Source organism: Sphingomonas sp. CROZ-RG-20F-R02-07, from assembly GCF_022662335.1.
Taxonomy (GTDB): Bacteria; Pseudomonadota; Alphaproteobacteria; order Sphingomonadales; family Sphingomonadaceae; genus Sphingomonas.
The window spans coordinates 176,008-201,427 of the sequence record NZ_JAKNQJ010000005.1; the positions used below are offsets into that span (position 1 = coordinate 176,008).

At 69.3% G+C, this 25,420-nt stretch carries 25 protein-coding genes and 1 tRNA gene; 11 read left to right on the forward strand and 15 right to left on the reverse strand.

Annotated features, from left to right (window positions below; genetic code table 11):
• Positions 1 to 13 precede the first annotated feature (13 nt).
• The 4 genes from L8H00_RS10255 to lnt all read right to left on the reverse strand — a co-directional run bounded on the left by L8H00_RS10255 (position 14) and on the right by lnt (position 5,037).
• Positions 14 to 901 carry a glycosyltransferase family A protein gene (locus tag L8H00_RS10255; protein WP_242097206.1) on the reverse strand — a complete coding sequence of 296 codons (888 nt, stop codon included), beginning with the start codon at positions 899 to 901 and terminating at the stop codon, positions 14 to 16.
• A gap of 227 nt (positions 902 to 1,128) precedes the next feature.
• The gene (locus L8H00_RS10260; protein ID WP_242097207.1) at positions 1,129 to 2,157 is read right to left on the reverse strand and encodes a hypothetical protein; all 1,029 of its coding nucleotides are present in this window, start codon (positions 2,155 to 2,157) and stop codon (positions 1,129 to 1,131) included.
• Between the two features lie 52 nt (positions 2,158 to 2,209).
• Entirely contained in the window at positions 2,210 to 3,430 is a 1,221-nt protein-coding gene (gene metK / locus L8H00_RS10265) for a methionine adenosyltransferase (RefSeq protein WP_242097208.1), read from the reverse strand.
• Positions 3,431 to 3,489: 59 nt separating this feature from the next.
• A complete protein-coding gene (gene lnt / locus L8H00_RS10270) occupies positions 3,490 to 5,037 on the reverse strand; it encodes an apolipoprotein N-acyltransferase (RefSeq protein ID WP_242097209.1) in 1,548 nt (515 codons plus the stop codon).
• A gap of 140 nt (positions 5,038 to 5,177) precedes the next feature.
• On the opposite strand from lnt, the gene L8H00_RS10275 reads away from it, so the two are divergent.
• Positions 5,178 to 5,621 carry a VOC family protein gene (locus tag L8H00_RS10275; protein WP_242097210.1) on the forward strand — a complete coding sequence of 148 codons (444 nt, stop codon included), beginning with the start codon at positions 5,178 to 5,180 and terminating at the stop codon, positions 5,619 to 5,621.
• Positions 5,618 to 5,920, forward strand: coding sequence for a polyhydroxyalkanoic acid system family protein (locus L8H00_RS10280; protein ID WP_242097211.1), 303 nt, complete (start codon positions 5,618 to 5,620; stop codon positions 5,918 to 5,920). Before L8H00_RS10275 ends, L8H00_RS10280 begins: the two co-directional genes overlap by 4 nt.
• Before the next feature lie 9 nt (positions 5,921 to 5,929).
• On the opposite strand, the gene L8H00_RS10285 is transcribed toward L8H00_RS10280, so the two are convergent.
• From L8H00_RS10285 to L8H00_RS10300, 4 genes are all read right to left on the reverse strand, one after another.
• The gene (locus L8H00_RS10285) at positions 5,930 to 7,252 is read right to left on the reverse strand and encodes a sorbosone dehydrogenase family protein (protein WP_242097212.1); all 1,323 of its coding nucleotides are present in this window, start codon (positions 7,250 to 7,252) and stop codon (positions 5,930 to 5,932) included.
• Between the two features lie 218 nt (positions 7,253 to 7,470).
• Entirely contained in the window at positions 7,471 to 8,808 is a 1,338-nt protein-coding gene (locus L8H00_RS18980) for a glycosyltransferase (RefSeq protein WP_242097213.1), read from the reverse strand.
• Complete coding sequence (locus tag L8H00_RS10295; RefSeq protein ID WP_242097214.1) at positions 8,805 to 9,827, reverse strand: glycosyltransferase family 1 protein; 1,023 nt, start codon at positions 9,825 to 9,827, stop codon at positions 8,805 to 8,807. The genes L8H00_RS18980 and L8H00_RS10295 overlap by 4 nt, the downstream gene beginning before the upstream one ends.
• A gap of 13 nt (positions 9,828 to 9,840) precedes the next feature.
• Positions 9,841 to 10,659 carry a UDP-2,3-diacylglucosamine diphosphatase gene (locus L8H00_RS10300; protein ID WP_242097215.1) on the reverse strand — a complete coding sequence of 273 codons (819 nt, stop codon included), beginning with the start codon at positions 10,657 to 10,659 and terminating at the stop codon, positions 9,841 to 9,843.
• Positions 10,660 to 10,814: 155 nt separating this feature from the next.
• Here L8H00_RS10300 and L8H00_RS10305 point away from each other — a divergent pair, with 155 nt between their 5' ends.
• On the forward strand, positions 10,815 to 11,600 hold the full coding sequence (locus tag L8H00_RS10305; protein WP_242097216.1) for an enoyl-CoA hydratase/isomerase family protein: 786 nt from the start codon (positions 10,815 to 10,817) through the stop codon (positions 11,598 to 11,600).
• A 108-nt stretch (positions 11,601 to 11,708) separates the two neighbouring features.
• Here the strand turns inward: L8H00_RS10305 and L8H00_RS10310 are convergent, their stop codons facing one another.
• The 5 genes from L8H00_RS10310 to pgi all read right to left on the reverse strand — a co-directional run bounded on the left by L8H00_RS10310 (position 11,709) and on the right by pgi (position 15,988).
• Positions 11,709 to 12,170 (reverse strand): SAM-dependent methyltransferase, encoded by a 462-nt coding sequence (locus L8H00_RS10310; RefSeq protein ID WP_242097217.1) that lies wholly within the window; start codon positions 12,168 to 12,170, stop codon positions 11,709 to 11,711.
• A 306-nt stretch (positions 12,171 to 12,476) separates the two neighbouring features.
• The gene (gene gorA / locus L8H00_RS10315; protein WP_242097218.1) at positions 12,477 to 13,826 is read right to left on the reverse strand and encodes a glutathione-disulfide reductase; all 1,350 of its coding nucleotides are present in this window, start codon (positions 13,824 to 13,826) and stop codon (positions 12,477 to 12,479) included.
• Between the two features lie 4 nt (positions 13,827 to 13,830).
• Complete coding sequence (locus L8H00_RS10320; RefSeq protein WP_242097219.1) at positions 13,831 to 14,247, reverse strand: PIN domain-containing protein; 417 nt, start codon at positions 14,245 to 14,247, stop codon at positions 13,831 to 13,833.
• On the reverse strand, positions 14,238 to 14,450 hold the full coding sequence (locus tag L8H00_RS10325; RefSeq protein ID WP_242097220.1) for a type II toxin-antitoxin system VapB family antitoxin: 213 nt from the start codon (positions 14,448 to 14,450) through the stop codon (positions 14,238 to 14,240). The genes L8H00_RS10320 and L8H00_RS10325 overlap by 10 nt, the downstream gene beginning before the upstream one ends.
• Before the next feature lie 44 nt (positions 14,451 to 14,494).
• The gene (gene pgi / locus L8H00_RS10330) at positions 14,495 to 15,988 is read right to left on the reverse strand and encodes a glucose-6-phosphate isomerase (RefSeq protein WP_242097221.1); all 1,494 of its coding nucleotides are present in this window, start codon (positions 15,986 to 15,988) and stop codon (positions 14,495 to 14,497) included.
• A gap of 126 nt (positions 15,989 to 16,114) precedes the next feature.
• Between pgi and lepB the strand changes: the two genes are divergently transcribed.
• The 6 genes from lepB to L8H00_RS10360 all read left to right on the forward strand — a co-directional run bounded on the left by lepB (position 16,115) and on the right by L8H00_RS10360 (position 20,210).
• Positions 16,115 to 16,942, forward strand: coding sequence for a signal peptidase I (gene lepB, locus L8H00_RS10335; RefSeq protein ID WP_242097222.1), 828 nt, complete (start codon positions 16,115 to 16,117; stop codon positions 16,940 to 16,942).
• On the forward strand, positions 16,891 to 17,601 hold the full coding sequence (gene rnc, locus L8H00_RS10340; RefSeq protein ID WP_242097223.1) for a ribonuclease III: 711 nt from the start codon (positions 16,891 to 16,893) through the stop codon (positions 17,599 to 17,601). Before lepB ends, rnc begins: the two co-directional genes overlap by 52 nt.
• 56 nt (positions 17,602 to 17,657) lie before the next feature.
• Complete coding sequence (era, locus tag L8H00_RS10345) at positions 17,658 to 18,557, forward strand: GTPase Era (RefSeq protein WP_242097224.1); 900 nt, start codon at positions 17,658 to 17,660, stop codon at positions 18,555 to 18,557.
• Positions 18,558 to 18,699: 142 nt separating this feature from the next.
• Positions 18,700 to 19,428, forward strand: coding sequence for a 4-hydroxy-tetrahydrodipicolinate reductase (gene dapB, locus L8H00_RS10350; protein ID WP_242097225.1), 729 nt, complete (start codon positions 18,700 to 18,702; stop codon positions 19,426 to 19,428).
• On the forward strand, positions 19,425 to 20,075 hold the full coding sequence (gene nth, locus L8H00_RS10355) for an endonuclease III (RefSeq protein ID WP_242097226.1): 651 nt from the start codon (positions 19,425 to 19,427) through the stop codon (positions 20,073 to 20,075). The genes dapB and nth overlap by 4 nt, the downstream gene beginning before the upstream one ends.
• A gap of 58 nt (positions 20,076 to 20,133) precedes the next feature.
• Positions 20,134 to 20,210 (forward strand) — tRNA-Arg (locus L8H00_RS10360).
• A gap of 142 nt (positions 20,211 to 20,352) precedes the next feature.
• On the opposite strand, the gene L8H00_RS18855 is transcribed toward L8H00_RS10360, so the two are convergent.
• Positions 20,353 to 20,484, reverse strand: a complete 132-nt coding sequence (locus L8H00_RS18855; RefSeq protein WP_277924368.1) for a hypothetical protein — start codon at positions 20,482 to 20,484, stop codon at positions 20,353 to 20,355.
• Between the two features lie 153 nt (positions 20,485 to 20,637).
• On the opposite strand from L8H00_RS18855, the gene L8H00_RS10365 reads away from it, so the two are divergent.
• The gene (locus tag L8H00_RS10365) at positions 20,638 to 21,342 is read left to right on the forward strand and encodes an LssY C-terminal domain-containing protein (RefSeq protein ID WP_242097227.1); all 705 of its coding nucleotides are present in this window, start codon (positions 20,638 to 20,640) and stop codon (positions 21,340 to 21,342) included.
• A 109-nt stretch (positions 21,343 to 21,451) separates the two neighbouring features.
• Here the strand turns inward: L8H00_RS10365 and L8H00_RS10370 are convergent, their stop codons facing one another.
• A complete protein-coding gene (locus L8H00_RS10370) occupies positions 21,452 to 23,710 on the reverse strand; it encodes a transferrin receptor-like dimerization domain-containing protein (protein WP_242097228.1) in 2,259 nt (752 codons plus the stop codon).
• A 224-nt stretch (positions 23,711 to 23,934) separates the two neighbouring features.
• Here L8H00_RS10370 and L8H00_RS10375 point away from each other — a divergent pair, with 224 nt between their 5' ends.
• Entirely contained in the window at positions 23,935 to 25,401 is a 1,467-nt protein-coding gene (locus L8H00_RS10375; protein ID WP_242097229.1) for an aminotransferase class V-fold PLP-dependent enzyme, read from the forward strand.
• The last annotated feature ends 19 nt before the right edge of the window (positions 25,402 to 25,420 follow it).

A 25,420-nucleotide genomic window follows, 5' to 3' on the forward strand; every position in this document is an offset into this window, starting at 1 on the left:
CTTCGTATCGGCCTTACCCGGCGTGCGCCGGCGTCGCGAACGGGCCGGGCTGCGCCGGTGCCTGGAACGGCCGTTCGCGGATACGATCGCTCGTGAGCTGGCGTGCGCGCAGCCGCGTGGCGAGAAAACGATAGAAGAACCAGTCACCCGCGATCGCCGAGGTCGTCGCATAGACCAGCCGTTCGGCCAGCGTCCAGCGGATCGAATCGCGGTTGCGTTCGCGCGGCGAGGGCGCGCACCACAGCCGCTCCGAATAGGCCATCGTCCCGTGCTTCAGCACGCGGTGGATGATCTCGTGATCCTCGAGCACATAGCTCCAGCGATCCGCGCAGAAGCCGCCGCCGGCGCGTAGCGCATCGGTGCGGAACGCCTGGCCGGCGCCCCCGGTATGGCACTGGCCGCGCAGCATGCGCGCGGTCGCGCAGATCTTGCGGCCGGCCTTGAGGCGGGTCTCCGCATCCGCATCGCGCGCGGCGAAGAACGCGCCGGCGACGGCGCAGCCCGGCCGGCGCAGCAGCGCCTCGGCCTCGGCCAGATAGTCGGCGGGATACCAGGTGTCCGCGTCGCACGTCGCGACGAAGGCGGTGCGGACCCAACGCAGCCCCGTGGCGAGCGCGGCCACCTTGCCGGGGCGCCGCTCGGTGAGGAGCATGTAATCCAGCCCCAGCCGGCGGCAGGCTTCATGCGCGACGTCCGCGCTGCCGTCGGTCGATCCGTTGTCGATCAGGATGAGCCGGGCGTGGCGCGTCTGTGCGGCGAGGCTGGCGATCGTGCCGCCGAGCAGTTCCCGTTCGTTGAAGAAGGGAACCAACACGCTCCACGCGGCGTTGGGTTGCGACGGCGAGCTATAAGCGGCCGCGGCGCCGGCGGGCAGGGTATAGCCGTCCAGATCGAGCAACATGCGTACGACATCCATTTGCGTTCGGCGATGGACGCGTCGCTATTCGGATCCGGCCCTTACGCTGCGTTGCCCCCCGGCAAACGGTGCGCAGACCGAAACCCGCCCCCGCAGCGCGCCCCGTCGCTGATACGACGATGCCGATACCGGCGACCCGCAGCGGCACGGTAAAATAATCGCTAAAACATCCGGTCTCTCCGCAACGCGCTTCGATGCGGCGCACCGGCGCGCTATTTGGCAGGCAGCGTGATCGCGGTCTGGCCGTCCTTGTGCGTCGCGACGCCGCTGCTCCTGCCCGCCAGCAGCGCGATCGCCTGTTCCGGGCTGGGCAATCCGTCGAATGCGGGAAAGGCCCGCACCGAATCGTCCACGTCGGTGAACGACACCGAATAGCGGTTGCCCTTGCCGAGCAGCGTGTCGAGCGTCGGCGTCACCGCCATCACGCGACCCGCGTCGCCGAACGCGATCTCGTACCCCGCGCCGTCGCCGCGATAGATTCCGTAGCGCGCACCGCTCGCGGCATCGCGGCACCAGTGGACGGGGCGGCCGACCGCGCGGGCCTTGTCGTTCTTGAGCGCCGCGCCGAGCAGCAGCGGCATCAACGCGTCGCCCGCATCGGTCGCGGCGGGCTTGGCCGGGCCGAAGTGCAGCGCGTCCGCGCAGGACCCGATCGGCACCGCGGCCGCCGCCTCCGCCACGCCCTGCGGCCAGCGCATCGCGGCGATCGCGCGGCTCATCGCGGCATCGGTCGCCGCCGCGTCGAGCGTGGTCGAACTCGCCCGCACCGCGACCAGCCACTCGCCGAGCGGCATCACCGCCAGCGCGGTGCCGCGGATCGCGCGGGCGGTGGGGGTATAGGCCTGGCGCAACCCCGAGGCGGTGGTGGCGCGCGGCGGCGCGAAGGGCATGGGCGCGATGCCGCTGGCGGTGACGCCGCCATAGACGTCGCGCGATAGGATGACGCTCTGCGCGCGATCGAACCACATCGCCACGTCGTCTATCGCGGGATGGAAGAGGAAGATCGTGACGTTCGTCGCTTTGTCCGCGCTACGGAAATCGGCATAGACATCGCGTTCGGCGGTGCCGTTGTCGGCCAGCTTGTCGCGCGCCATTCCGTCGAGCGTCGCGGGCAGGATCAGCCCGGTATCGGCATGCTGCCAGCCCTTGTCGACCGGCACCGGCAGATCGCGCGCGGCAAAGGCGGCCGTCGATGCCGCGATCAGCAGCGCGGCGCTCGCCATCAGGGTGTGGATACGCATGAAACGCCTCTCCGGTGGGTATCCGGAGAGGCTAGTTCGGCTCACGCCTCGGTCAAGCTGCGACCGCGGCCTTCAGCGCATCGACCAGATCGGTCTTTTCCCAGGTGAAGTGATCGCCCTCGGCATCGCGGCCGAAATGGCCATAGGCGGCCGTCTTTTTGTAGATCGGGGCGTTCAGCTTCAGATGCTCGCGAATGCCCTTGGGCGTCAGGCGGACGAGCTTGGGCAGCACCTCTTCCAGCGTCGCCTCGGGCACGGTGCCGGTGCCGTGCGTGTCGACATAGACCGACAGCGGCTCGGCGATGCCGATCGCGTAGCTCAGCTGAATCGTGACCCGCTTGGCGAGGCCCGCGGCGACGACGTTCTTCGCCAGATAGCGTGCGACATAGGCAGCCGATCGATCCACCTTGGTCGGATCCTTGCCGCTGAACGCGCCGCCGCCATGCGGCGCGGCACCGCCATAGGTGTCGACGATGATCTTGCGGCCGGTGACGCCGGCGTCGCCGTCCGGCCCGCCGATCTCGAACGCGCCGGTCGGGTTGATGTAGATCGCGGTCTCGTCGGTGACGAAGCCTGCGGGCAGCGACGCCTTCATCACACCCGTCACATAATCGCGCAGCTCGGCATAAAGCGCGGGATTGGCATCCTCGCCCTTTTCGCAATAGCCCTTCTTGTGCTGCGTCGAGACGACCAGCGCGGTGGCGCGCACCGGCTTTTCGTCCTCATAGGCGAGCGTCACCTGGCTCTTGGCGTCGGGCTCCAGGAACGGCGCCGCGCCCGAATGGCGGTCGGCCGCCATCGTCTCGAGGATCTTGTGGCTGTAATAGAGCGTGGCGGGCATCAGCCCCGGCGTCTCGTCGGTGGCATAGCCGAACATGATGCCCTGGTCGCCCGCGCCCTCGTCCTTGTTGCCGCTCTCGTCCACGCCCATCGCGATCTCGGCGGACTGGCCGTGCAGATTGTTCTCGAAACGGAACTCGTTCCAGTGGAAGCCGGCCTGTTCATAGCCGATCTCGCGCACGGTATTGCGCACCGCGGCCTCGATCTCGTCGAGCACGCCCGGCGCCCACTCGCCATTCTCGTAGATGCCCTTGCCGCGGATCTCGCCGGCCAGCACGACGAGCTGCGTGGTCGTCAGCGTCTCGCAGGCGATGCGCGCCTGGCTGTCCTTGGCGAGGAACAGATCGACGACCGTGTCGCTGATCTGGTCGGCGACCTTGTCGGGATGGCCCTCGGAAACCGATTCGGAGGTGAAGAGAAAGGATTTGCGCATGCGGACCTCTTAGCCGTGCTCGCGGGCGAGCGTCATATAAGGAAAGCTTTATATGATCTCTAGCGACGCTGTCGCCGGGTGGCAACGGCCAAGCCGATCATCAGCGCCGCCACGATCGCGGCCATCGCGTTGCCGACGCGCGCGAAGAGCGTGGGGGCGAGCGCGGGCGGGATGGGGGCTTCGAGCGCACCCGCGGTCTCGTGCGGCACGGTCGCGAGCAGCCGCCCGTCGGCGGCGATCAGCGCGGAGATGCCGGTGGGCGTCGCGCGCACGATCGGAAGCCCCTCCTCGATCGCGCGCATCCGCGCCTGCGCCAGATGCTGCGGCGGTCCCCAGGTGCCGAACCAGGCGTCGTTGGAAGGGTTGAACAACAACCGCGGGCGGTGCGCCTCGTCGATCACTTCGCCCGAGAAGATGATCTCGTAACAGATCTGCACGCCGATCGCGCCGAAGCCCGGCAGCGCAATGGCGGCGGGGCCGGGGCCGGGGGTGAAGTCCATGTCGCCCGGCACCAGCCGTGCGAGGCCCAGCCGGCGCAGCAGCCAGGGCATCGGCAGATATTCGCCATAGGGCACCAGGTGCGCCTTGTCGTAACGCTGGCCGAGCCGCCCGGCGGCGTCGATCGCGAACACCGAATTGCCCGCCGTCGTCAGCCGTTCGCGCGCATCGAAGACGAGCGAGTCGCCTCCCGTCATCAGCACGTCGCGGGGCCCGAGCAAAGCGGCGATCCGCTGCCGCGTGCGCTCGGGCGTGGTGCCGCCATAAGCGATGGGCGGATAGCCGTCCTCGACATAGTCGCGCAACACGCCCTCGGGCCAGACCACCAGCCGCGGCGTGGCGCCGGGCGTGCCCGACAGCCGGGCGAGTGCTGCGAACACGCGGGCGCCGTCGTCGTCGCTGCGGTCCTGCTGGCCGATATTGGGCTGCACGGCCCGGACGCGGACGCCGTGCGGATCCGCGGCGGGCGCGTTCGTCCAAAGCGCCGACAGCGCGGCGAACGCCACGGTGCCGCCGGCGATCACGGGCAGCCGCCAGCGCCGCTGCGCCGCCATCAGCAGCGCACCCGCCGCCACCATCGTCAGCCCGGAGAGCGCATAGGTGCCGACCAAGGCCGACAGCCGCGCGACGCCGATCAGCGGCAGCCAGACGACCCCGAGCGGATCCCAGGCATAGCCCGTGAACAGATGCCCGCGCAGCCATTCGGTGGCGATCCACGCCGCGCCGAAGACCAGCACATAGGCCGTATCGGGCCGGCCCCGCCGCAACCGCCACGCGACGCCCGCCGCCGCCATGGGGTAGACCGCCAGATACAAAGCGAGCCCGACCGCGGCGAAATAGCCGAGCACCGGCGGCATCGCGTCCTGGAAATCGAACGCGTGCTGGATCCAATTGTCGTTGATCGTGAAATGGCCGAGCCCGAACAGCCACCCGCGCCACAGCGCGCCGCGAATGCTGTGCGCGTCATGGACCAGCGCCATCCACCCCGCGATGCAGGCCAGCGTCAGCGGCCAGAGGCCGAGCGGCGCGAAGCCGCAAGCGGCCAACGCGCCGAGCAGGAGGCAGGCCAGGGCGGGGAAGCGTTTCCCGGCGGAAAGGAGGAAGGGCAAGATGGCGTCCTGTATCGTCACGCCGGACCCGTTCCGGCATCCACGGTTCCGCACGAGCCGCACCGCTTTCCCTTGCCGCCCGGCGCCGCGCACGACAAGTCCGGGGTGACGGGGCGCGGCGGGGCGGCTAGACCTGCGGCATGACGCTGCGCCCGTTCCATCTCGCCTTTCCCGTCCACGATCTCGCCGAAGCGCGCGCCTTTTACGGGGATACGCTCGGATGCGCCGAGGGGCGGTCGAGCGACCAGTGGATCGATTTCGATTTCTTCGGTCACCAGATCGTCGCGCATCTGTCGCCCGCCGCCGGCGCGGCGGCGGCAACCAACCCGGTCGACGGGCATGACGTGCCGGTGCCGCATTTCGGCGTGGTGCTGACGATGCCCGCCTGGGAGGCGCTCGCCGCGCGCGTCGAACGCGCGGGCATCGCCTTCGGCATCGCGCCGCACATCCGCTTCAAGGGTCAGGCGGGCGAGCAGGCGACGATGTTCTTTCGCGATCCCAGCGGCAACGCGCTCGAGTTCAAGGCGTTTGCCGACGATGCGATGCTGTTCGCGACCGACGAGCCGGGAGAGACGACGCTATGAGCGCACCGATCGAGATGGATATCCCGCACGATCTGGGAAAAGCCGGCGTCCGCGCGCGGCTGGATGGCGGGATCGGCAAGCTCGGCCAGTTGATCCCCGGCGGCGCGACCGTCACGCATCGCTGGGACGGCGACACGATGCACTTCGCGGTGCGCGCGATGGGCCAGGAGATCGCGAGCACCGCGACCGTGTTCGACGACAAGGTGCATGCGGTGGTGAACCTGCCGGGCTTCCTCCGGCTGTTCGCCGCGCAGGTCCAGGCCGCGATCCAGAAGGAAGCGCCCAAGCTGCTGAAGTGACGGGCGCGCCTATTTCGCGCTGACCCGCCACACCGCGTTGCCCACATCGTCCGCCACCAGCAGCGCACCGGTGCGATCGGTGATGACGCCCACCGGCCGCCCCTGCGCCTCGCCCTTGGCATTCAGGAAGCCCGTCAGCACGTCGACCGGCTTCGCGCCGTTCGCCGGAAAGCCGTTCGCGCCGAAGGGCACGTACACCAGCTTGTAGCCCGAGACCGGCTTGCGGTTCCACGAGCCATGTTCGCCGATGAAGGCGCCGTCGGCGAAGCGCGCGCCCAATTTGGCGTCGGTCGAGAAGGCGAGGCCCAAGGCGGCGACGTGCGGCCCGAGCGCGTAATCCGGGCGCTTCGAATATTCCTGGAGCGCGGGATTGTCGGGCTGGACGCGGCTGTCGGGATAGCCGCCCCAATAATACCAGGGCCAGCCGAAATGGTCGCCGAACTCGACCTGCGTCAGATAATCCGGCGCGAGATCCGATCCCAGCATGTCGCGTTCGTTGACCACGGTCCAGAGCTGGCCCTCGCGGTTGATCGCCATGCCGGTGGGATTGCGCAGCCCAGCCGCATAGATGCGGAACCGGCCGTCCTTCGGCCACACCTGCAGGATGTTCGCCCGGTTCGTCTCGGCGTCGATGCCGTCATCGGCGATGTTGGTGGACGATCCCACGCTGACGAACAGCGTCTGCCCGTCGGGCGCGGGGATGACGTTGCGCGCCCAATGATTGCCGCCGCCCGGCAGCTTCACCACCAGCTGCGGTTTCGCGGTGATCTGCGTGGCGCCGTCGGTGTACGGCACGCGGAGAAGCGCGTCGGTGTCGGCGATGTAGAGCTGGCCCTGGAACAGCGTCATGCCGAACGGCGAATTGAGCCCGGTCATGAAGACATGGCGTTCCTCGGCCACGCCGTCGCCATTCGCGTCGCGCAGCAGCACGATGCGGTTGGGCGACGCGCCGCCGGCGCCGGCCTTGCCGAGCAGGTGCGTCATCACCCAGCCCTGGATGCCGCCGTCCTTGCGCGGCGGCGAATTGCTCTCCGCCACCAGCACGTCGCCGTTCGGCAGACGATAGAGCCAGCGCGGATGATCGAGCCCGGTGGCGAAGGGCTGCACCGCGAGCCCCGCGGCGGGCACCGGCATCGCGCCGTTCCGCCAGCCCACCGCATCGGCGACCGCCATCGTGGGGATCGTCTGGATGCGCGGTTCGGAAATCGTCGGGCGCTTGCCCTCCACCGCCGTAATCGGCAGCCGCGCGGTGTCGGGCCAGGCGAGATAGGCCACCACCGCGACGATCACGACGAGGATCAGTCCCAGGACGATGAGGATATGTTTGCGCATGGCCGGAAGTTAGGCGGCCGGGCGGTGGAGCGCAATCGCTCCATCGGGCGGCGGCGGGGTTGCGACGCGCCGGCTGGAGCGGGACGACAGGGGTCGATCCCGGCTCGCGGTCGAGCCTTCGCATACGGAACAGGCCCTTCGACAGGCTCGGGGCGAACGGAGCGAGGCGAAGCCGTCAAACGCTCGCGGGGTGTCTCGGTTGCGGGGTCCGGGGGACGTCAGGCCGCGAGCCGCAACCGGGCATGGCGCAGCGCGACCGCGGCGATGGCGTCCGCAGCGATGTGCGGGCCGTCCGCCGCGCCGCTGGCGGTCGCGAGCGTCGCGGCGCGCGCGGCGACGGCGGGGCTCGACAGCAGCCGGCCGAGCATCGCGGTGCCGGCGGCGGCGTCGAACCGCCGGAGCGGGCGCGCCTCGGCGACGCCCAGCCGGCGCAGATGATCGGCATTGTCGAACTGGTCGCCGAAAAACGCGCACACCATCTGCGGCAGCGCGGCGCGCAGCGCTTGGCCCGTGGTGCCGATCCCGCCATGATGGACCGCGGCGGCCGCGCGCGGGAAGAGCAGCGCGTGCGGCGCCTGCCCGATCACCAGCACGTCGGGGCCGCCGAGCGCGGCATGGCGCTCGACCGCATGATCGCCCACCAGCAGCACTGCGCGGCGGCCGAGATTGCGCGCGATCGTGGCGGCATGCGCGAAGAATTCGCCGGGTGCGTGCACGACGAAGCTGCCGAGCGTGAAGACGATCGGCGGCGCACCCTCGTCCAGAAAGCGCGACAGCGCCGCCATCGCCGGCACCGCGCGATCGGTGCGGCCATTGTAGAAGGAGAAGCCAGCGCTCAGCGCCTGGGGCGGCGCGTCGGCGGGCAACGGGGCGAAGGCGGCCGGATACATCGCGATCAGCCGTTCGCTCCGCCGCGGCCCCTCGCGCAGTTCGTCGCGCATCCGCGGCAGACCGGCCCCGGCGCGAAGCCGGTTGGCCATGTCGAGGCTCGATCGCTCGCGCAGGCTGGCCAGCGCATAGAGCGCCCGCACGCTGCCGGCGCCGCCATGCCGCCCGACCGCGCGCAGCCAGGGCCGCGCACCGAGGCAGGGCGGATCGGTGACCGACAGGAATCCCATCGGCTGGAGCACCAAAGTGACGAGCGGCAGCCCCGCCGCCTCCGCCGCGACCCGCGCGATGGTCGAAAGCGCGCCGCCCACGACGAGCGCCGCGCCCGCCATCGCGGCCTGCAGGTCCGCGAAACCGTCGGTGGCGTGCGGCGCCACGAAGCGGAAGCTCGCGCGCAGATCGCGCGCCACCGCGCGGGCCAGTATGGCATGATCGTGGCCGTCGGCCTCGAGCTCGGCGCGGCCGGGGCGCACCGCGTGGAAGGGGATACCCTCGGCCTCCGCCACGCCACGATATTCCTCCATCGTCGCCAGCAGCGGATCGAACCCCAGCGCGCGCAACTGGATGGCGACATCGAGAAAGGGATAGATGTCGCCCAGCGTGCCCGTCGGGGCGAGCACGATCCGCGGGGCGCGCGTCTGGCCGATCGGGCGCCCTGACCCGCTCACGCAGCGAGGCGTCGCGCCGGCAGCGGGCTCAGCGCGGCGAGGAACTGTTCGGCACTGTCGCGCCAGCCGAACGTGGCGGCATGCGCGGTGCAGTCCGCGGACGACAGGCGCAGCGCAGCGGCGATCGCGTTCGCCAACCGATCGTCCATCGCGCCGCTCGCGGGCGTCAGCACGTCGCAGGGCCCCGCGACCGGGAAGGCGGCGACGGGCACGCCGCAGGCCAGCGCCTCGATCATCACCAGCCCGAACGTGTCGGTCCGGCTCGGGAACACGAACACGTCCGCCGCGCGATAGGCGGCGGCGAGCGCCTCGCCGTGGCGCGGGCCGGCGAAATGCACGTCGGGGAACCGCGCCGCCAGCCCGGCCTGGGCCGGCCCCGCGCCGATCACCACCTTGCTGCCGCCGGTCGGCGCGGCGAGGAACGCCTCGAGATTTTTCTCGACCGCGATCCGCCCGACATAGAGCTGGATCGGCCGCGGCAGCGCGGCGAGCGCGGCATCCACCGTCCCGGCGGGGGAAAAGAGCGACAGGTCCACGCCGCGGCCCCAGGCGCGCACCTGAGTCAGCCCGTTCGCGGCGAGCTGCGCGCGCAGGCTGGGGGTGGAGGCGAGGATCGCCTGCGCCGGCGCGTGGAACCAGCGGATATAGCGCCACACCCAGCGCGGATCGATGCCCGTGCGCGCGCCGACATAATCCGGAAAATGCGTGTGATAGGCGGTGGTGAAGGGCAGGCCCTGCGCCAGGCACCAGCGCCGCGCGGCGATGCACAGCGGCCCTTCGGTGGCCAGATGGATCGCATCGGGCGCGAAGGCGGCGAGCCGCCGGCCGATCGCTCCCGAACTCGCCAGCGCCAGCCGGATCTCGGGATAGGTGGGGCAGGGCAGCGAATGGAACGCATCGGGCGCGATCACACGCACCACATGGCCCATCGCCTCCAGCTCGCTGCGCACCGCCTGAAGCGTGCGGACGACGCCGTTGACCTGTGGCGACCAGGCGTCGGTGACGATCGCGATCCGCATACCCGGCCGCATCTCAGGCGGCCAGCCCGATCGACCGCGGCCGTGCGTTGCGCCGGGCAATCTCGTCGGCCCAGTGGAGCAGCTCCATCTGCCCGTCGTGATGCTCGACCAGCGCGGTGCAGCTCTCGACCCAGTCGCCGTCGTTATAATAGGCGATGTCGCCGATGGTGCGCGTCTCGGCGGTATGGATGTGCCCGCACACCACGCCGTCGACGCCGCGCGACCCGGCCGCGCGCGCCACCACCTCTTCGAAGCGCGAGACGAAGGCCACCGCGTTCTTCACCTTGGCCTTGGCATGCTTGGACAGCGACCAATAGGGCATGCCGAGCCGCCGCCGCACCGAATTGACCACATGGCTGACGGCGAGCAGCGCGGTATAGGCGGTGTCGCCCATATGCGCGAGCCAGGGCTGCGCCAGCGTGATCGCATCGAATTCGTCGCCGTGCAGCACCAGCAGCCGCCGCCCGTCCGCGGTCTCGTGCATCGCGCGGCGGCGGATCGCGATCCCGCCGAAGTTCATGCCGACGAACTGGCGGAACATCTCGTCATGGTTGCCGGGGATGTAGACGACGCGCGTGCCGCGCTTGACCCGCTTCATCAGCCGCGAAACCACGTCGTTGTGGAGCGCGGGCCAATAGAGCCGCTTCTTCAGCCGCCACCCGTCGATGATGTCGCCGACGAGGTAGAGCGTGTCGCTGTCCACCCGGTCGAGAAAGTCGATCAGCATCGCGGCGTTGCAGCCCCGGGTGCCCAGATGCACGTCGCTGATCCAGATCGTCCGATAGCGGCGGCGCTCCGCCCCCGTTCCGCCGGTCTTTACCGCCTGAAGCATCGTCGTTCCCTCCGTCGCCCGAGTCGCTGTTAGCGGCGGATCGTGACGCGCGTGTCTCGCTTTGGTGACGGTCTTGCGACGCCTCGGCGTTCGCGGACGGGCTTTCACCCGGTCGCCCGAGCCGGTATCCGATGGGCGAGACAGGAGAATGGTGCATGGACGACGCGAACGGGACCGGCGTGTGGAGCGAGCGCGACGGTCATGTCCTGGTGGTGCGCTTCGCCAGTCCGCCGTACAATTTCGCCGATCTGGCGATGCTGGAGGCGATCGCCGCGCGCTTCGCCGAGGCGGACGCCGATCCCGCGGTGCGCGCGATCCTGCTCTGCTCGGGGGGCCGCGTGTTCTGCGCGGGCGCCGATCTGGTCAACGCCAATCCGGTGGCGAACGAACGCGCGCCGGGCGCGCGCAACCCCTTCTACGTGGCGGCCGCCCGCTTGTTCGCGGTGGAGACCCCGGTGGTGGCCGCGATCCAGGGCGCGGCGGTGGGCGCGGGGCTCGGCCTCGCGCTCGTCGCCGATTTCCGCGTCGGCGGGCCGCAGGCGAAATTCTGCGCGAACTTCGTGGCGCTGGGTTTCCATCCGGGCTTCGGCATCTCGGCGGTGCTGGAGCGCGTGATCGGGCGGCAGCGCGCGCTGCTGATGAACCTCACCGCGCGCCGGATCCGCGCACCCGAAGCGCATGACTGGGGCCTGATCGACCAGATGGCGAGCGACGACGGGCTGCACGCGACCGCGCTGGCGCTGGCGCACGAGATCGCCGCCGGCGCGCCCCTGGCGGTCGCCTCCACCCGCCGCACGATGCGGGGCGACCTGGCCGCCCTGGTGGCGGCGCAGACCGACCACGAACTCGCCGAACAGGCCTGGCTGCAGAAGACCGCCGATTTCGCCGAGGGGGTGAAGGCGGTGGCGGAGCGCCGGCCGGGGCGGTTCGTGGGGGCTTGAGGGGGTGGTGGACTACGGACGGCGGCTCTCGGGAGAACCGATGGCGATAGCCGCCATTGCAGCGGTGCTGCCGCCTTTCCCGAAAACCATCGAGAAACGGGATTCAGGCTACCAGTAGGCCGCCATCAGTTCGGACACCCATTCTGGCTGTCGAACCTCACCGCGAGGCAGGAACTCGCGCATAACAGGCTTGATGTCGATCACGGGCGTTCCGTCGATCGCGTCCAGCCCCTCGACGTTCAGCCGTGAACCTTCCACGCTCAACACGCGGCAGACAGTCACACCAAGCCGATTAGGACGGTTCTTGCCCCTTTGCGCCAAGATGCCCGTCAGCGGCCAGTCGTCGCGGCCTCTCGGGTGACGTGCGCCTCGCTCGATCTTCGCTTCGGGGACACGATCGAACAGGAAGATAATCTCGGCGTGGCTGAACGCATCCAGCCCTGCCAGCGCGTCAGCCCCGACCCGCGTCGTGTCCAACTCGATCGTGCTTCGGCTGCTTCCCCAATCGTCGTCGATCGGATCGGCCCGACCGCCCCGCACATACCCTATGGGTTCTATCTCGAATGTCATGGCCACCTCCGATCGGTGACCGCCATTGCCACGATCGGTCCGTGCTGGGGAGTGCAGATCGCTTCCCGATTGGGAACCCATAGCGAGACCGTCGTCCAACCAACCGGGGCCGAGACCCGTCCAGGGCACCCCTTTCCCGAAATTTGTTCCCGGTTGCTTTTTCCCGAAAGGCTCTGTCGGAGACGGAGAAACGGGAACGTCGGCGCTTAATCAATAGCCGTCATCGAGAGCGCGGATCGCCAGCCGGAACGTCCGGCTTTGGGCGATAGCGGCGATCCTTCAAACTCACGCCGCTCGCGCCCCAAATCACCGCATCAGCACCAGCTCCTCCGCCATCGTCGGGTGCAGCGCCACGGTGGAATCGAAATCGGCCTTGGTGAGCCCGGCCTTCACCGCCACCGCGGCCACCTGCATCATCTCGGGCACGTCGGGGCCGATCATGTGGATGCCGACGATCCGGTCGGTGTCGCCGTCGCACACCATCTTGTAGAGCGCGCGCTCCTGCCGGTCGGCGAGCACGTTCTTCATCGGGCGGAAATCGGCGGTGTAGACCTTGACCGAGCCGAGCTTCTCCTTCGCCTGCGCCTCGGTGAGCCCGCAGCCCGCCATCGGCGGATGGCTGAACACCGCGGAGGGCACATGATCGTAATCCACCCGCGTCGGCTTGTTGCCGTAGAGCGTGTCGGCGAACGCCTGGCCCTCGCGGATCGCGATCGGGGTCAGCTGGATCCGGTCGGTCACGTCGCCCACCGCATAGATGCTGGGGCAGGTCGAGCGGTTGTCGGCATCCACCTTCACCGCGCCGCGCTCGTCCAGTTCGACGCCCGCGGTTTCGAGCCCCAGCCCGGTGGTGTTGGGCACGCGGCCGGTGGCGAACATTACCATGTCGACCGTCACCGGCTCATGGCCGCTCATGCTGACCGTCAGGCAGCCGTCGGCTTGTTTCTCGATCCCCTCGAAATTGGCGTCGAAGCGGAATTCGAGGCCCTTCATCAGCGAGATCTGGAGCAGCCGGTCGCGGATGCTGAGATCATAGCCGCGCAGGATGTCCTTGGTGCGGTTCATCAGGATCACGTGCGCGCCGAACTGGTGGAAGATGCCGGCGAATTCGTTGGCGATATAGCCCGCCCCCGCGATCAGCACGCGCTTGGGGATGGCGTCGATATGGAACGCCTCGTTCGAGGTGATGCCGTGCTCGTGGCCCGGGCATTTCGGGACGGCGGGGTGCGCGCCCACCGCGAGCAGGATGGTGGTCGCGGTCACGGTCCGCCCGTCGCCCAGGCGGATGCTGTTCCGGCCGGTGATCTCGGCGCGGGTGTGGAGGATCTCCACGCCGTGCGTCTCCAGCGTCTTGGTATAGGCGCCGTTGATCCGGTCGACCTCTTCCATCACATTGTCGCGCAGCGTCGTCCAACTGAAGTCGCACTGGTCGGGCACGTTCCAGCCGAAGCGCTTGGCGTCCTTCAGGTCCTCGGCGAAATGCGCGCCATAGACGAGCAGCTTCTTGGGCACGCAGCCGCGGATGACGCAGGTGCCGCCGACGCGATATTCCTCGGCCACCGCCACCTTCGCGCCGTGCGCCGCGGCGACGCGCGCCGCGCGGGTGCCGCCGGAGCCCGCGCCGATGACGAAGAGGTCGTAGTCGTGGTCGGGCATCAATTCACTCCGGAAGCAGGTTCATCGCGGAGAAGAGCCCGAGATGTTCGACGAAGGGATCGAAATCCCGATCGCTGTAGAGGAGGGGTAAACCGTCCAGGATGCAGCGGGTTGCGATCAGCGTGTCGATCGTCTTGCGGATCGTGATGCCGCGCGACCGCAGATCGCGGTAATGGTGCGCGGCCTGCCGGGCAACGGCGAGATCGGAAATGACGATCGGCGTCATGTGCCGGAACAGCAGCAGGGCTTCGGACACCCGACGCGCGTGCCGCGCGCCTTGTAGCACCTCCATCAGGATCAGATCGCCGATCGCCAGCGCCTGGCCGGCGTCGAGACACCGCGTCAGCGCGTCGGCCTGCAACGTCGGGCGATCGAGCAGCAGGTCGATCCAGACGCTGGAGTCGACGAGGATCAGCCCCATTCGGGGCGCCGCTTGTCGGTGCGCATCTCATCGAGATCGCCTTCCCAGCCCAGGCCGCGCAACTGCTCGATCGCCTCCCGCTGACGCTTGATCGTCACCATCCAGCGCAACGCCTGTTCGACCGCCTCGCGCTTCGTCTTCGCGCCCGTCGCCTTCATCGCGTCCGCCATCAAGGCGTCGTCGATCTCGATATTGGTCCGCATGTGTACGATCTCCGCAGATCGTACACATAGGGACGGCGCCGGGTTCAGTCCAGACCGGCGCGAGCGATCAGGTCGGTGGTGGAGGGGTCGAATTCGCCGCCGCCCTTTTCCGCCGCCTTGGCCATTTCCTTGCCGAGTTCCACGCCGAACTGGTCGAAGGAATTGATCCCCAGCAGCACGCCGTTCACGAATACGCGATGTTCGTAGAAGGCGATCAGCGCGCCCAGCGTGTGCGCATCGAGCCGGTCGAGCAGCAGGGTGGAGGACGGCCGGTCGCCCGAATAGCTGCGCGCGGGATCGTCCACCTGCTTGCCCTTCATCAGCGCCGCCCCTTGCGCGAAGGCGTTCAGCAGCAGCAGCCGGTGATGCTCCGCCGGCAGCGTGTCGCCCGCCTCGATCACCGCGAGGAATTCGACGGGCACCAGATGCGTGCCCTGGTGGAGCAACTGGAACACCGCATGCTGCGCATCGGTGCCGACGCCGCCCCAGGTGATCGCCGCGGTCGGGCGGCCGACGGGCTGGCCGTCGATCGTCACGCCCTTGCCGTTCGATTCCATCTCGAGCTGCTGGAGATAGGAGGGCAGCAGCCGCAGCCGCTCGTCATAGGCGAAGGGCGCGCGCGTCTCGGCCTTGCGCACCTGCGTGTAATAAAGGTCGGCGAACGCCGCGATCGCGGGCGCGTTCTCGTGGAGCGCGGACAGGCGGAAATGCCGGTCCATCTCGGCCGCGCCCTCCAACAGCTCCTCGAACACGTCCCAGCCGAGCGCGAGCGCGGCGGGGAAGCCGATCGACGACCAGAGCGAATAGCGCCCGCCGACGCTTTCCGAGAACGGCACGATCCGCGTTTCGTCCACGCCCCATTCCATCGCCTTGTCGGGCGAGGCGGTGACCGCGATCACGCGGCCATAGGGATCCTCGACGCCGCCGCCGGTCATCCAGTCGATCACCGATTTGGCGTTGAGCATCGTCTCGGTCGTCGTGAAGGTCTTGGACGCAACGATCAGCAACGTGGTCTGCGGATCGAATTTCTCGAACACGTCGTCCAGCGCCATGCCGTCCACGTTCGAGACGATCGCGGTCTCGTAGCGATCGTGATCGCGCCCGAGCGCATCGACGAGCAGGTGCGGCCCCAGCGCCGATCCGCCGATCCCGACATGAAGGATGGAGCGCACCGGCCCCAGCGCATCCGCCTCGATCGCGTCGATCAGCGTGCGCATCCGCCCGTGATAGGAGGCCGCGCGCGCGACGCTGTCGGGCTTGCCCTCGCCGCGTTCGGCGGTGTGCTCGACAGGGCGCTCCTCGGTCGTGTTGATGACGTCGCCGGCGAACATCGCCTCGCGCTTGCCCGCCAGATCCGCCGACTTGGCGAGATCGGCGAAGGCCGCGATCGCGTCGGGCGTCAGGTGAGTCTTCGACCAGTCGAAATGGATGCCGGCCACGTCGAGCGACAGCTTGGCAAGGCGATCCGGATCGCCGTCGAACAGCGCCTCCAGGCGGGTGGCGGGCAGGGCTTCGATCTTCGACCAGTCGAGGGACATGAGAGGCTCCGTGTCGTGAGAAGCCCAGCTAGGCCGGGCGGTGTGCGCCGTCAAAACGCATCTTGCGGGGCAATGGGTTCCGTGGCGCTTCTTGACGCGATTGCACGCGCCCCGCATGCCGCATGCATGGCCACGCGCACCCGTTCCGAAACCGGCGACACGCTGCTCTTCCTGGCAAAGCTGGCGCTGTTCGTGCTGATCTTCCGCAGTTTTCTGATCGCACCCTACAGCATCCCGTCCGAATCGATGCTGCCGCGGCTGTATATCGGCGACTATCTGTTCGTCTCGAAATGGAATTACGGCTATTCGCGCTGGTCGCTACCCTGGGGCCTGCCACCCTTTCCCGGGCGCATTCTCCCGCGCGATCCGGCACGGGGCGACGTCGTCGTCTTCCGCGCGCCGGTCGTCGAGAATCACGACGTCATCAAACGCGTCATCGGGTTGCCGGGCGATACCGTCGAGATGCGGCACGGCACGCTCGTCCTGAACGGAGCCGCCATCCCCAAGCGCCGCCTCGCCGATTTCGTCCTGCCGATCACGCCCAATTTCAGCGATCAGCATTGCGCGCCGGCGTTCCGCGCCGTGATCGCGGGGGGGCAGGCGATCTGCCGCTATCCGCGCTACCGCGAGACGCTGCCCGGCGGCGTCAGCTACGACGTGCTCGATCAGGGCGAATTTCCCGATCGCGATGATACCAGCGTCTATACCGTGCCTGCCGGCCACATCTTCGTCATGGGCGACAATCGCGACGACAGCGGCGACAGCCGCTTCCCCGCACCCCCCAATGCCGGGGCGGACGGCCTGCCCGGTTACGGCATGGGGTTCGTGCCGCTCGCCAATGTCGAGGGCAAGGCGCTCGTCACCTTCTTCTCGACCGATGGCAGCGCCAGCTGGATCGCGCCATGGACCTGGGTGAGCGCAGGCCGCTGGCGCCGGATCGGGGCGGGCTTTTGAGCGAGCTGGCGCGGTGGCTGGCGGAGACGTTCGGGGCGGCGCCGGCCGATCCCGTGCCCTATGAGCGGGCGCTGACGCATGGCAGCCAGGCGGCGGCGAATTACGAGCGGCTGGAGTTTCTCGGCGACCGGGTGCTCGGCCTGGTGATGGCCGAATGGCTGTTCGAACTCTATCCCGACGAACCCGAGGGCCAATTGTCGAAGCGACTGAACGCGCTGGTGACCGGCGCGGTCTGCGCCGATGTCGCGCGCGGGCTGGGCGTGCCGGCGCATCTGCGGCTCGGCAAACAGGCGCGCGACGATGGCGCGCTCGACAGCGACAATGTGCTGGGCGACGCGATGGAGGCGCTGATCGGCGCCTGGTATCGCGAACGCGGGCTGGGCGACGCGCGCGCCTTCGTCCGCTCGGCCTGGGGCGATCGCCCGCGGCGCGACGCCAAGGCGCCGCAGCACCCCAAGTCGCAGCTCCAGGAATGGGCCGCCGCCAACAACCGCCGCGCGCCCGAATATCGGATCGTGGAACGCACCGGCCCCGGCCACGCGCCGCGCTTCACCGTGGCGGTCGCGATCGGCAGCCATGCCGAGGCCAGCGCCCAGGGGTCGAGCAAGCAGGAGGCCGAAACCGCGGCGGCGCGCGCGCTGCTGGCGAAGCTCGGCTGACCGACCGCATCCCTTCCCAACTTGTCGAAGCCGCGTTCTTCCGGCATCGCGCTCGCATGACCGAAACCCAACATTGCGGCCTCGTCGCCGTGGTCGGCGCGCCCAATGCCGGCAAGTCGACGCTCGTCAACGCGCTCGTCGGCCAGAAGGTCGCGATCGTCAGCCCCAAGGCGCAGACCACGCGCGCCAAGCTGCTGGGCGTGGCGATCGAGGGCGCGACCCAGTTGCTGCTGGTCGACACCCCCGGCATCTTCGCGCCCCAGCGCCGGCTCGACCGCGCGATGGTGGCCGCGGCCTGGAGCGGCACCGAGGGCGCCGACGTGATCGCGCTGGTGGTGGATGGCAAGGGCGGGCTGCCCGAAAAGGTGGTCGCCATCGTGGAATCGCTGAAGGATCGCCCCGAGCCGGTGCATCTGATCCTCAACAAGGTGGATATCGCGGCCAAGCCCAAGCTGCTGCTCCATGCCGAGCGGCTGAACGCGATCCGGCCCTTTGCCGAGACCTGGTTCGTCAGCGCGGAAACGGGCGACGGCGTGCCCGAACTGAAGCGCGCGTTCGCCGCGCTGATGCCGGAAGGCCCCTGGCATTATCCCGAGGATCAGGTCTCCGACGCGACCGAACGCGCGCTGGCGTCCGAAGTGACCCGCGAGCAACTCTATCTCCAGCTCCATGCCGAGCTGCCCTATGCGAGCACGATCGAGACCGAACGCTATGACGAGCGCGAGGACGGTTCGGTCGAGATCCACCAGCAGATCCTCGTCGAACGCCCGACGCAGCGCGCGATCGTGCTCGGCAAGGGCGGCCAGCGGATCAAGGAGATCGGCGCGCGCGCCCGCGCCGAACTGACGACGATCACCGGCCGCCCCGTCCATCTCTATCTCCACGTGAAGGTGAAGCCGGGCTGGGACGAAGACCGCGAGACGTATCGCGACATCGGGCTCGACTGGGTGGATTGAGCGCACGCGCAGGCGGCGGCGCAGGGTAAAATGCCATGTCCACCCTGTTCGCGCGCGCCCGAAACGTGCAAAGGCGCGCTATCATGTCGTCACCCCGTCCCTGCGTTCGTTGCCCTAGTCTCCCGCTTTCCGGAAGCCCCGCATGACCTCCATCGGCATCTATGGCAGCGCAGGCCGGATGGGCCGCGCCATCACGCAATCGATCGACGATCTCGGCGCGACGCTGGCCGGCGGCGTGGATGCCGGCGGTGATGCCGCGGCGCTCGCGCGCCAGGCCGATGTGCTCGTCGACTTCTCCTCGCCGCTGGCGGTGGCGTCGCATCTGGCGGCGGCGCGCGCGGCGGGAACGCCGATCGTGATCGGCACGACGGGCATCGCGCCCAGCGATCATGCCGCGATCGATGCCGCCGCCACCGAGATCGCGGTGCTCCAGACGGGCAACACGTCGCTCGGCGTGACCCTGCTCGGCATGCTGGTGCGCGAGGCGGCCGAGCGGCTGGGCGCGGACTGGGATATCGAGATTCTGGAGATGCATCACCGCCACAAGGTCGATGCGCCGTCGGGCACCGCGTTGCTGCTCGGCGAGGCGGCGGCGGCGGGGCGGGGGATGGCGCTCGGCGAGTTGCGCGTCGACAGCCGCGCGGGGCTGACGGGTGCCCGCTGCGAAGGCACGATCGGCTTCGCGTCGCTGCGCGGCGGCTCGGTCGTCGGCGATCACAGCGTGGTGTTCGCGGGCGAAGGCGAGCGGATCGAACTCAACCACCGCGGCGACGATCGCTCCATCTTCGCGCGCGGCGCGGTGCGCGCGGCGCTGTGGCTCGCGGGCCGCGCACCCGGGCGTTACCGGATGGGGGACGTGCTCGGGCTGTGAAGCGCGCCGACGTCATCACCTTCTACGAACGGCTCGCGGCGAATGACCCGCATCCCGAAACCGAGCTGGCCTATACCAATCCCTACACGCTCGTCGTCGCGGTCGCGCTGTCGGCGCAGGCCACCGACAGCGGCGTGAACAAGGCGACGCGCGCGCTGTTCCGGATCGCCGACACGCCGCAAGCGATGCTGGCGCTAGGGCTCGACGGGCTGAAGGACCATATCCGCACGATCGGGCTGTTCAACACCAAGGCCAAGAACGTCATCGCGCTCTCGCAGATGCTGATCGACGATTTCGGCGGCGCGGTGCCCGACACGCGCGAGGCGCTCGAACGCCTGCCGGGCGTGGGCCGCAAGACCGCCAATGTGGTGATGAACGTGGCGTTCGGTGCGGAGACCTTCGCGGTCGACACCCACATCTTCCGCGTCTGCAACCGCACGGGTCTCGCCCGCGGCAAGACGCCGCTCGCGGTCGAACTGGCGCTCGACAAGGCGACGCCCCAGCCGTTCCGCCTGCATGCGCATCACTGGCTGATCCTGCACGGCCGCTATGTCTGCAAGGCGCGCCGCCCCGAATGCTGGCGCTGCGTCGTGGCGGATCTGTGCCCCTACAGACCCAAGACCCCGCCCCCGCCGCCGGCGCGCTGACGCCGCCCCACCGAAAACGGCTGGCGCGGCCCGATCCGCTTTGCTAGGCGGGCGACAGGCACCCGTAGCTCAGCTGGATAGAGCGCTGCCCTCCGAAGGCAGAGGCCACTGGTTCGAATCCAGTCGGGTGCACCAGACAACCTATTGTTTTATGAGGACTTCCGGCGGCATTTCCTGCCGGAAAGATCCGAATCGTCTTTGAAACCGCTCCTAGTCACAATCCTGGCACAGGAGCCGGTATGGCAACGATAACGAAGCGGACGAGCGGGTGGTCCGCTCAGGTGCGCCGCAAGGGGTTTGCGCCCGAGTACAAGACGTTGCCGGCTAAAGAAGCTGCGGAACGATGGGCATGCGAACGGCTCAGGATCGCGATCGCGAGCAGGCCATGCCGGTAGAAGCGCTTGAGCACGATGCCTCCAGGGTCGAGCGGGACGATCCGCCGGGATTAGCGGTTCCGCGCCCTTCTGGCGACGGCTGCGCGACGGACCGTCATCCCCGATCGGACGCCACGCTTGCCATGCCATGCTTGACCATCCGCCCTCCTGAGGTGAACGGAGGCGCCATGAAGATCACGCTTCGTCCATGGCATTATTTCGTCCTCGCGCTGGGGGCGGTGCTGGCGCTGCTGCTGTTGTGGTTCGGGCTCGCCTATGGTGGCCTGCCGCGCCTGTGGAGCCATCACGAGCATAAGCGGATCGGGCGGCGCGACGCGATCATCTCCTACACCGCGCAGGATATTCCCGCCGATCCGGTCAACTTGCGGCTGATCGGCGATGCGGCGACGATCCGGTGCGTGTTCGCGCGGGCGGGCTGGGCGCAGGCGGATGCGGTGTCCGCCCGCTCGGCCATCCGGATCGCGGCGAGCGTGGTGTTGGGGCGGCCCTATCCGCAGGCCCCCGTCAGCCCGCTCTACGTGCACGACCGCGTGCAGGACATGGCCTTCCAGATCGACCAGGGCGCGAGCGCGGACCGGCGCCATCATGTGCGGCTGTGGCAGGTGGGCCCGAACGACTGGCTGGCGGCGGCCACCTTCGACCGCGGCGTCGGGCTCAGCCTCTTCACGCTGCAGATCACCCATTATATCGGCCCCGACGTGGATGCCGATCGCGCGATGGTCGGCCATCTGCTCGCGGCTGGGGGCGCGCGGCCGATCGGTGGCCAGCCCTCGCGCGTCGCACCCGGCCGGTGGCACCGCAACGGCGGCGGCAACCGCTATCGCACCGACGGCATGATCGCGGCCTATGCCCTGCCGTCGTCCTGTCCGTAGCGGGACGCGGGGAGGGCAGGGTCGGGTCGGAGTGCGATGAACCTTACCCGCTTCGACAGGCTCGGCACGAAAGGATCGGGAGAGCGGGGCAGACTCACGCCATCCCGCGCTACCGCGTCTTCGCCAGCGCCGCCGCCGCGTCGAGCCGGTCGGCATAGGCGTTCAGCACGGCGGCGGTGCGCGCGACATAGGTGGTGGCGTCGGCGAAGCGGCGCTGCTCGATCGCCTCGCGCACGCCGGGCAGCGTCTTGGCGCCATAGCCGGTGAGCGTGCCGGGCGCATAGATCAGGTTGCGGAACCAGGGCCGTCCGGGCAGGCCGGCACGGTCGATCAGCAACTGGTCGATGTCGCGCAGCAGCGCGAGCATGCGCGCCTGAGTCGCTACGGGCAGCGTCGCCAGCCGGTCGACCGCCGCGTCCGCCGCATGCGCCGAGCGGACCAGCCGGTCGGCGGCGTCGTCCAGCGCCAGCATGTCGATCTGCGGCGTGATGCCCTTGTCCGCCGGCGCGACCGTGGGATCGTCGGGGCTGGAGGCCAGCCGGAACGCGCCGTCGCGGGTGAGATCGCGCAGCGTCCGGTCCTTCTCGCGCTGGCCGGCGGCGAGCGTCTTCACCTCGCCGACATAGCGGGCGACGGTGGTCGCGAAATCGCCATAGCGCGCCGGCACGCGCGGCCCGTCCGCCGCGCGCAGCACCAGCCGCCCGACCATCTTCGACAGCACCGCGCCATAGACGAGGCCGGGATCGTCGAACTTCGTCACATGATAGAAGCTGTCATAGACCGAATGATAGGATCCGCCGCCGCCGCCCTCGCCGCCGAAGCCGATGTCGATCGCGGGGATGCCCAGATGCTGGAGAAAGGCGGAATAGTCGGAGCCCGAACCGAGCGCGCCGATCGGCATGTCGCCACCGGCCTTCGCCGCGTCGAGCGCCAGCGCCTCGCCCTCGCGCCGCGTTGATCCCGCATAGGCGCCGGCGCGGACATTGGCGCGCAGCCGGTCGAGCACGCTGACCGAGGTCTGCGGATCGATCACGTCGCGCGCCGCCCCGTTGACGAAATGCTGGAGGCTGTGGCTGCCCTCGGCGCCGAGAAATCCGCGGCCGTTGCCGTCGGTGTTGATATACACCACCGCCTTGGCGGCGAGCTCGTCGGCATGCGCCTCGACCCATTCGGTCGAGCCGATCAATCCAGGCTCTTCGCCGTCCCAGCTCGCATAGACGATCGTCCGGTCGGGCCGCCACCCGGTCTGCGCGAGCGCGCCGAGCGCCTTGGCCTCGCTCATCAGCGCCACCTGGCCGGTCAGCGGGTCGCTCGCGCCGAACACCCAGCCGTCGTGATGATTGCCGCGCACCACCCATTCGTCGGGGCGGGTCCGGCCGGGCATCACCGCGATCACGTCGTAGACCGGCTTCAGCGACCAGTCGGACTTGACCGCCAGATGCACCTTCACCGCATCGGTGCCACCCCAATGATAGGCGAGACCCAGGCCGCCGCGCGCGCGGCCGGCGATCATCGGCCCCTCCAGCCGCGCCATGATCCGGGCGGCGTCGCCATAGGAGATGGGCAGCGCGGGGATCTTCAGGATGGTCGGCGCGGTCGCACGCGTCAGCCGTTTGGCGCCTGCGGTCGCGCCGATGCCCGGCGTCAGCGGGTCGCCCGGATATTGCGTCATGTCCTGCACCGAACCGCGCTGGACGCCCGTGGACGGCCGGCCGCCGCCGCGCGGATAGGGATCGCGCTCGCCATAGCCGTCGTCGGCCGGATCCGAATAGATGAGGCAGCCTGCCGCGCCATGCTCCTGCGCCAGCTTGGGCTTCAGCCCGCGCCATCCGCCGCCATAGCGTGCGAGGACGATTCTGCCCTTCACGCTGATCCCGCGCGCGGCGAGCGCCTCGTAATCCTCGGGCATGCCATAGTTGACGTACACGACGGGCGCGGTGACGTCGCCATCGCCCTGATAGGCGACATAGGGGGGCAGCGCGCCCTGGAGATTGGCGGAGCTGGGGTCTTCGGGCACCGCGGGTTCCTGGCCGCCGAGCGCCACCCGCTCGGGCGCGACCAGCTCGAGCGTCGTCGCGATCGGCGTGGGATAGAGGACCTGGAACGTCTCGATATGCGCGTCCCAGCCCCATTGCTTGAACAGTGCGAGCTGCATCTCGGCATTGGCGCGATCATGCGGACTGCCGACATGGTTCGGTGCCGAACTCATGTCCTTCAGCCAGCCGAGCTGGTCGGCGCTGCTGATCCGCGCGTCGAAGGCCTGTTCGATCGCCTTGGCGTCGGACGGCGCCGCGGGCGTCTGTGCGGCGTTCGGGGCCGAGAGGCCGAGCAAGGCGCCGGCCGCCAGCAGGCGTGCGGTTAAGGTCATGATGGTCCCCCGTTTGTGCGCATCGCGCCTGGCGCCATGGTAGCGGCAGAATCACCGCCGTCGAGATGGCGAACCATCAAATGAAAAAGCCGGTCAGGGTGCCGGGCGAAACCGGGACTTGCGCGTTGGGGCTCAAACCCATTTCCTTCCGCCGGGGCGTCGCGGGTTTTCCTTAATCCCTTTGCGGATCAAGGCGCTGCCCCCTGCACCGCACAAGGCTCGCCATGGATCAGAAACGCGCACCGCTCGTCGAGGCCCTGGCCGCGATCGAACGGGTTACCGTCACCGGCTTCGGGGCGCCGGGGCACAATCAGGGTGCCGCCATGCCGACGGGGATGCGCGCGCTGCTCGGCAAGCGCGTGTTCCGGGCGGATGTGCTGACCCCCAAGGGGCTGGACGACCGCACCGAGGCGAAGCTGGCGGTACAGCGCGCGCACGAACTCGCCGCCGAAGCGTGGAACGCGGATTTCTGCCGCTTCGTGACCGGCGGATCGACGCAGAGCCTGCACACCGCCATCGCCGCGGTCGCGGGCCCCGGCGACACGATCCTGATCGCCGCCAACGCGCACAAGGCGGAACGCGCCTATGCGCTCGCCGCCGGCCTCGACGCGGCGATCGTGCCCGTCGCGATCGATGCGGCCTGGGATATCGAACATGGCGTGACGCCCGACGCGCTGCGCGCCGCACTCGCGGCGCACCCGGCGGCCAAGGCGTTCGTCCTGGTGAGCCCCACCTATTTCGGCGTGACCGGCGACGTCGCGGCGCTAGCCGATATCTGCCACGATCACGGCATCCCGCTGATCGTCGATGCCGCATGGGGCGGCGCCTTCGCCTTTTGCGAGGGGCTGCCGGACGATCCGCTGACCAAGGGCGCCGACATCGCGGTGTACAGCGCACACAAGACCATGGGCGCGCTGGCGCAAGGGTCGATCCTGGTGGCCAAGGGCGATCTGGTCGATCGCCAGCGGCTGTGGATGGCGTATGAGCTGTTCGAGACGACCAGCCCGTCGGTGCCGATCATGGTGACGCTGGACGCCACGCGGCGCGATCATGCGCTCAACGGCGAGCAGCTCTGGACGGCGGTGCTCGACCTCGCGGCAGGCTTGCGCCGGCAACTCGCCGCGATCGCGCCGCTGCGGGTGTTCGGGCGCGAGGACCTGCCCGCCGATACCGATCTGGATTCGACCAAGGTGCTGGTCGACATCTCCGCGCTCGGCGTGTCGGGCTATGCGATCGACGACTGGCTCTATGCGAACCACCGGATCAGCGTGGGGTTATCGGACGCGCGCCACCTGCTCGTCGTGCTGTCGCTCGGGACGACGCGGTCCGATATTCGCAAGCTGGTGCGCGGGCTTCAGGATCTGGTGACGAAGCTGGCCGTCGATCCGGCGATGCTGCCGCCCTGTTCCGCTACGCCCGGCATCGGCACGCTGTCGGTCGAGATGGCGATGGGCGGGCAGGAGGCCCTGTCCGGCGTGGCCGAGCTTATCCGCTACGAGGATGCCACGGGGCGGATCGCCGCCGAGATGATCGCGCCCGCGCCGCCCGGCGTGCCCCGCCTGGTGCCCGGCCAGCGGATCACCGCCGCGCATGTCGCGTGGCTGGTGGCGAACCGCGATGCGGGCGCGTTCATCATCGATCCGGTCGATCCCACCGAAGCCCGCGTTCGGGTCGTCGTCACCGGGGGGTGACGGCCCGTGCTTCCCGCGC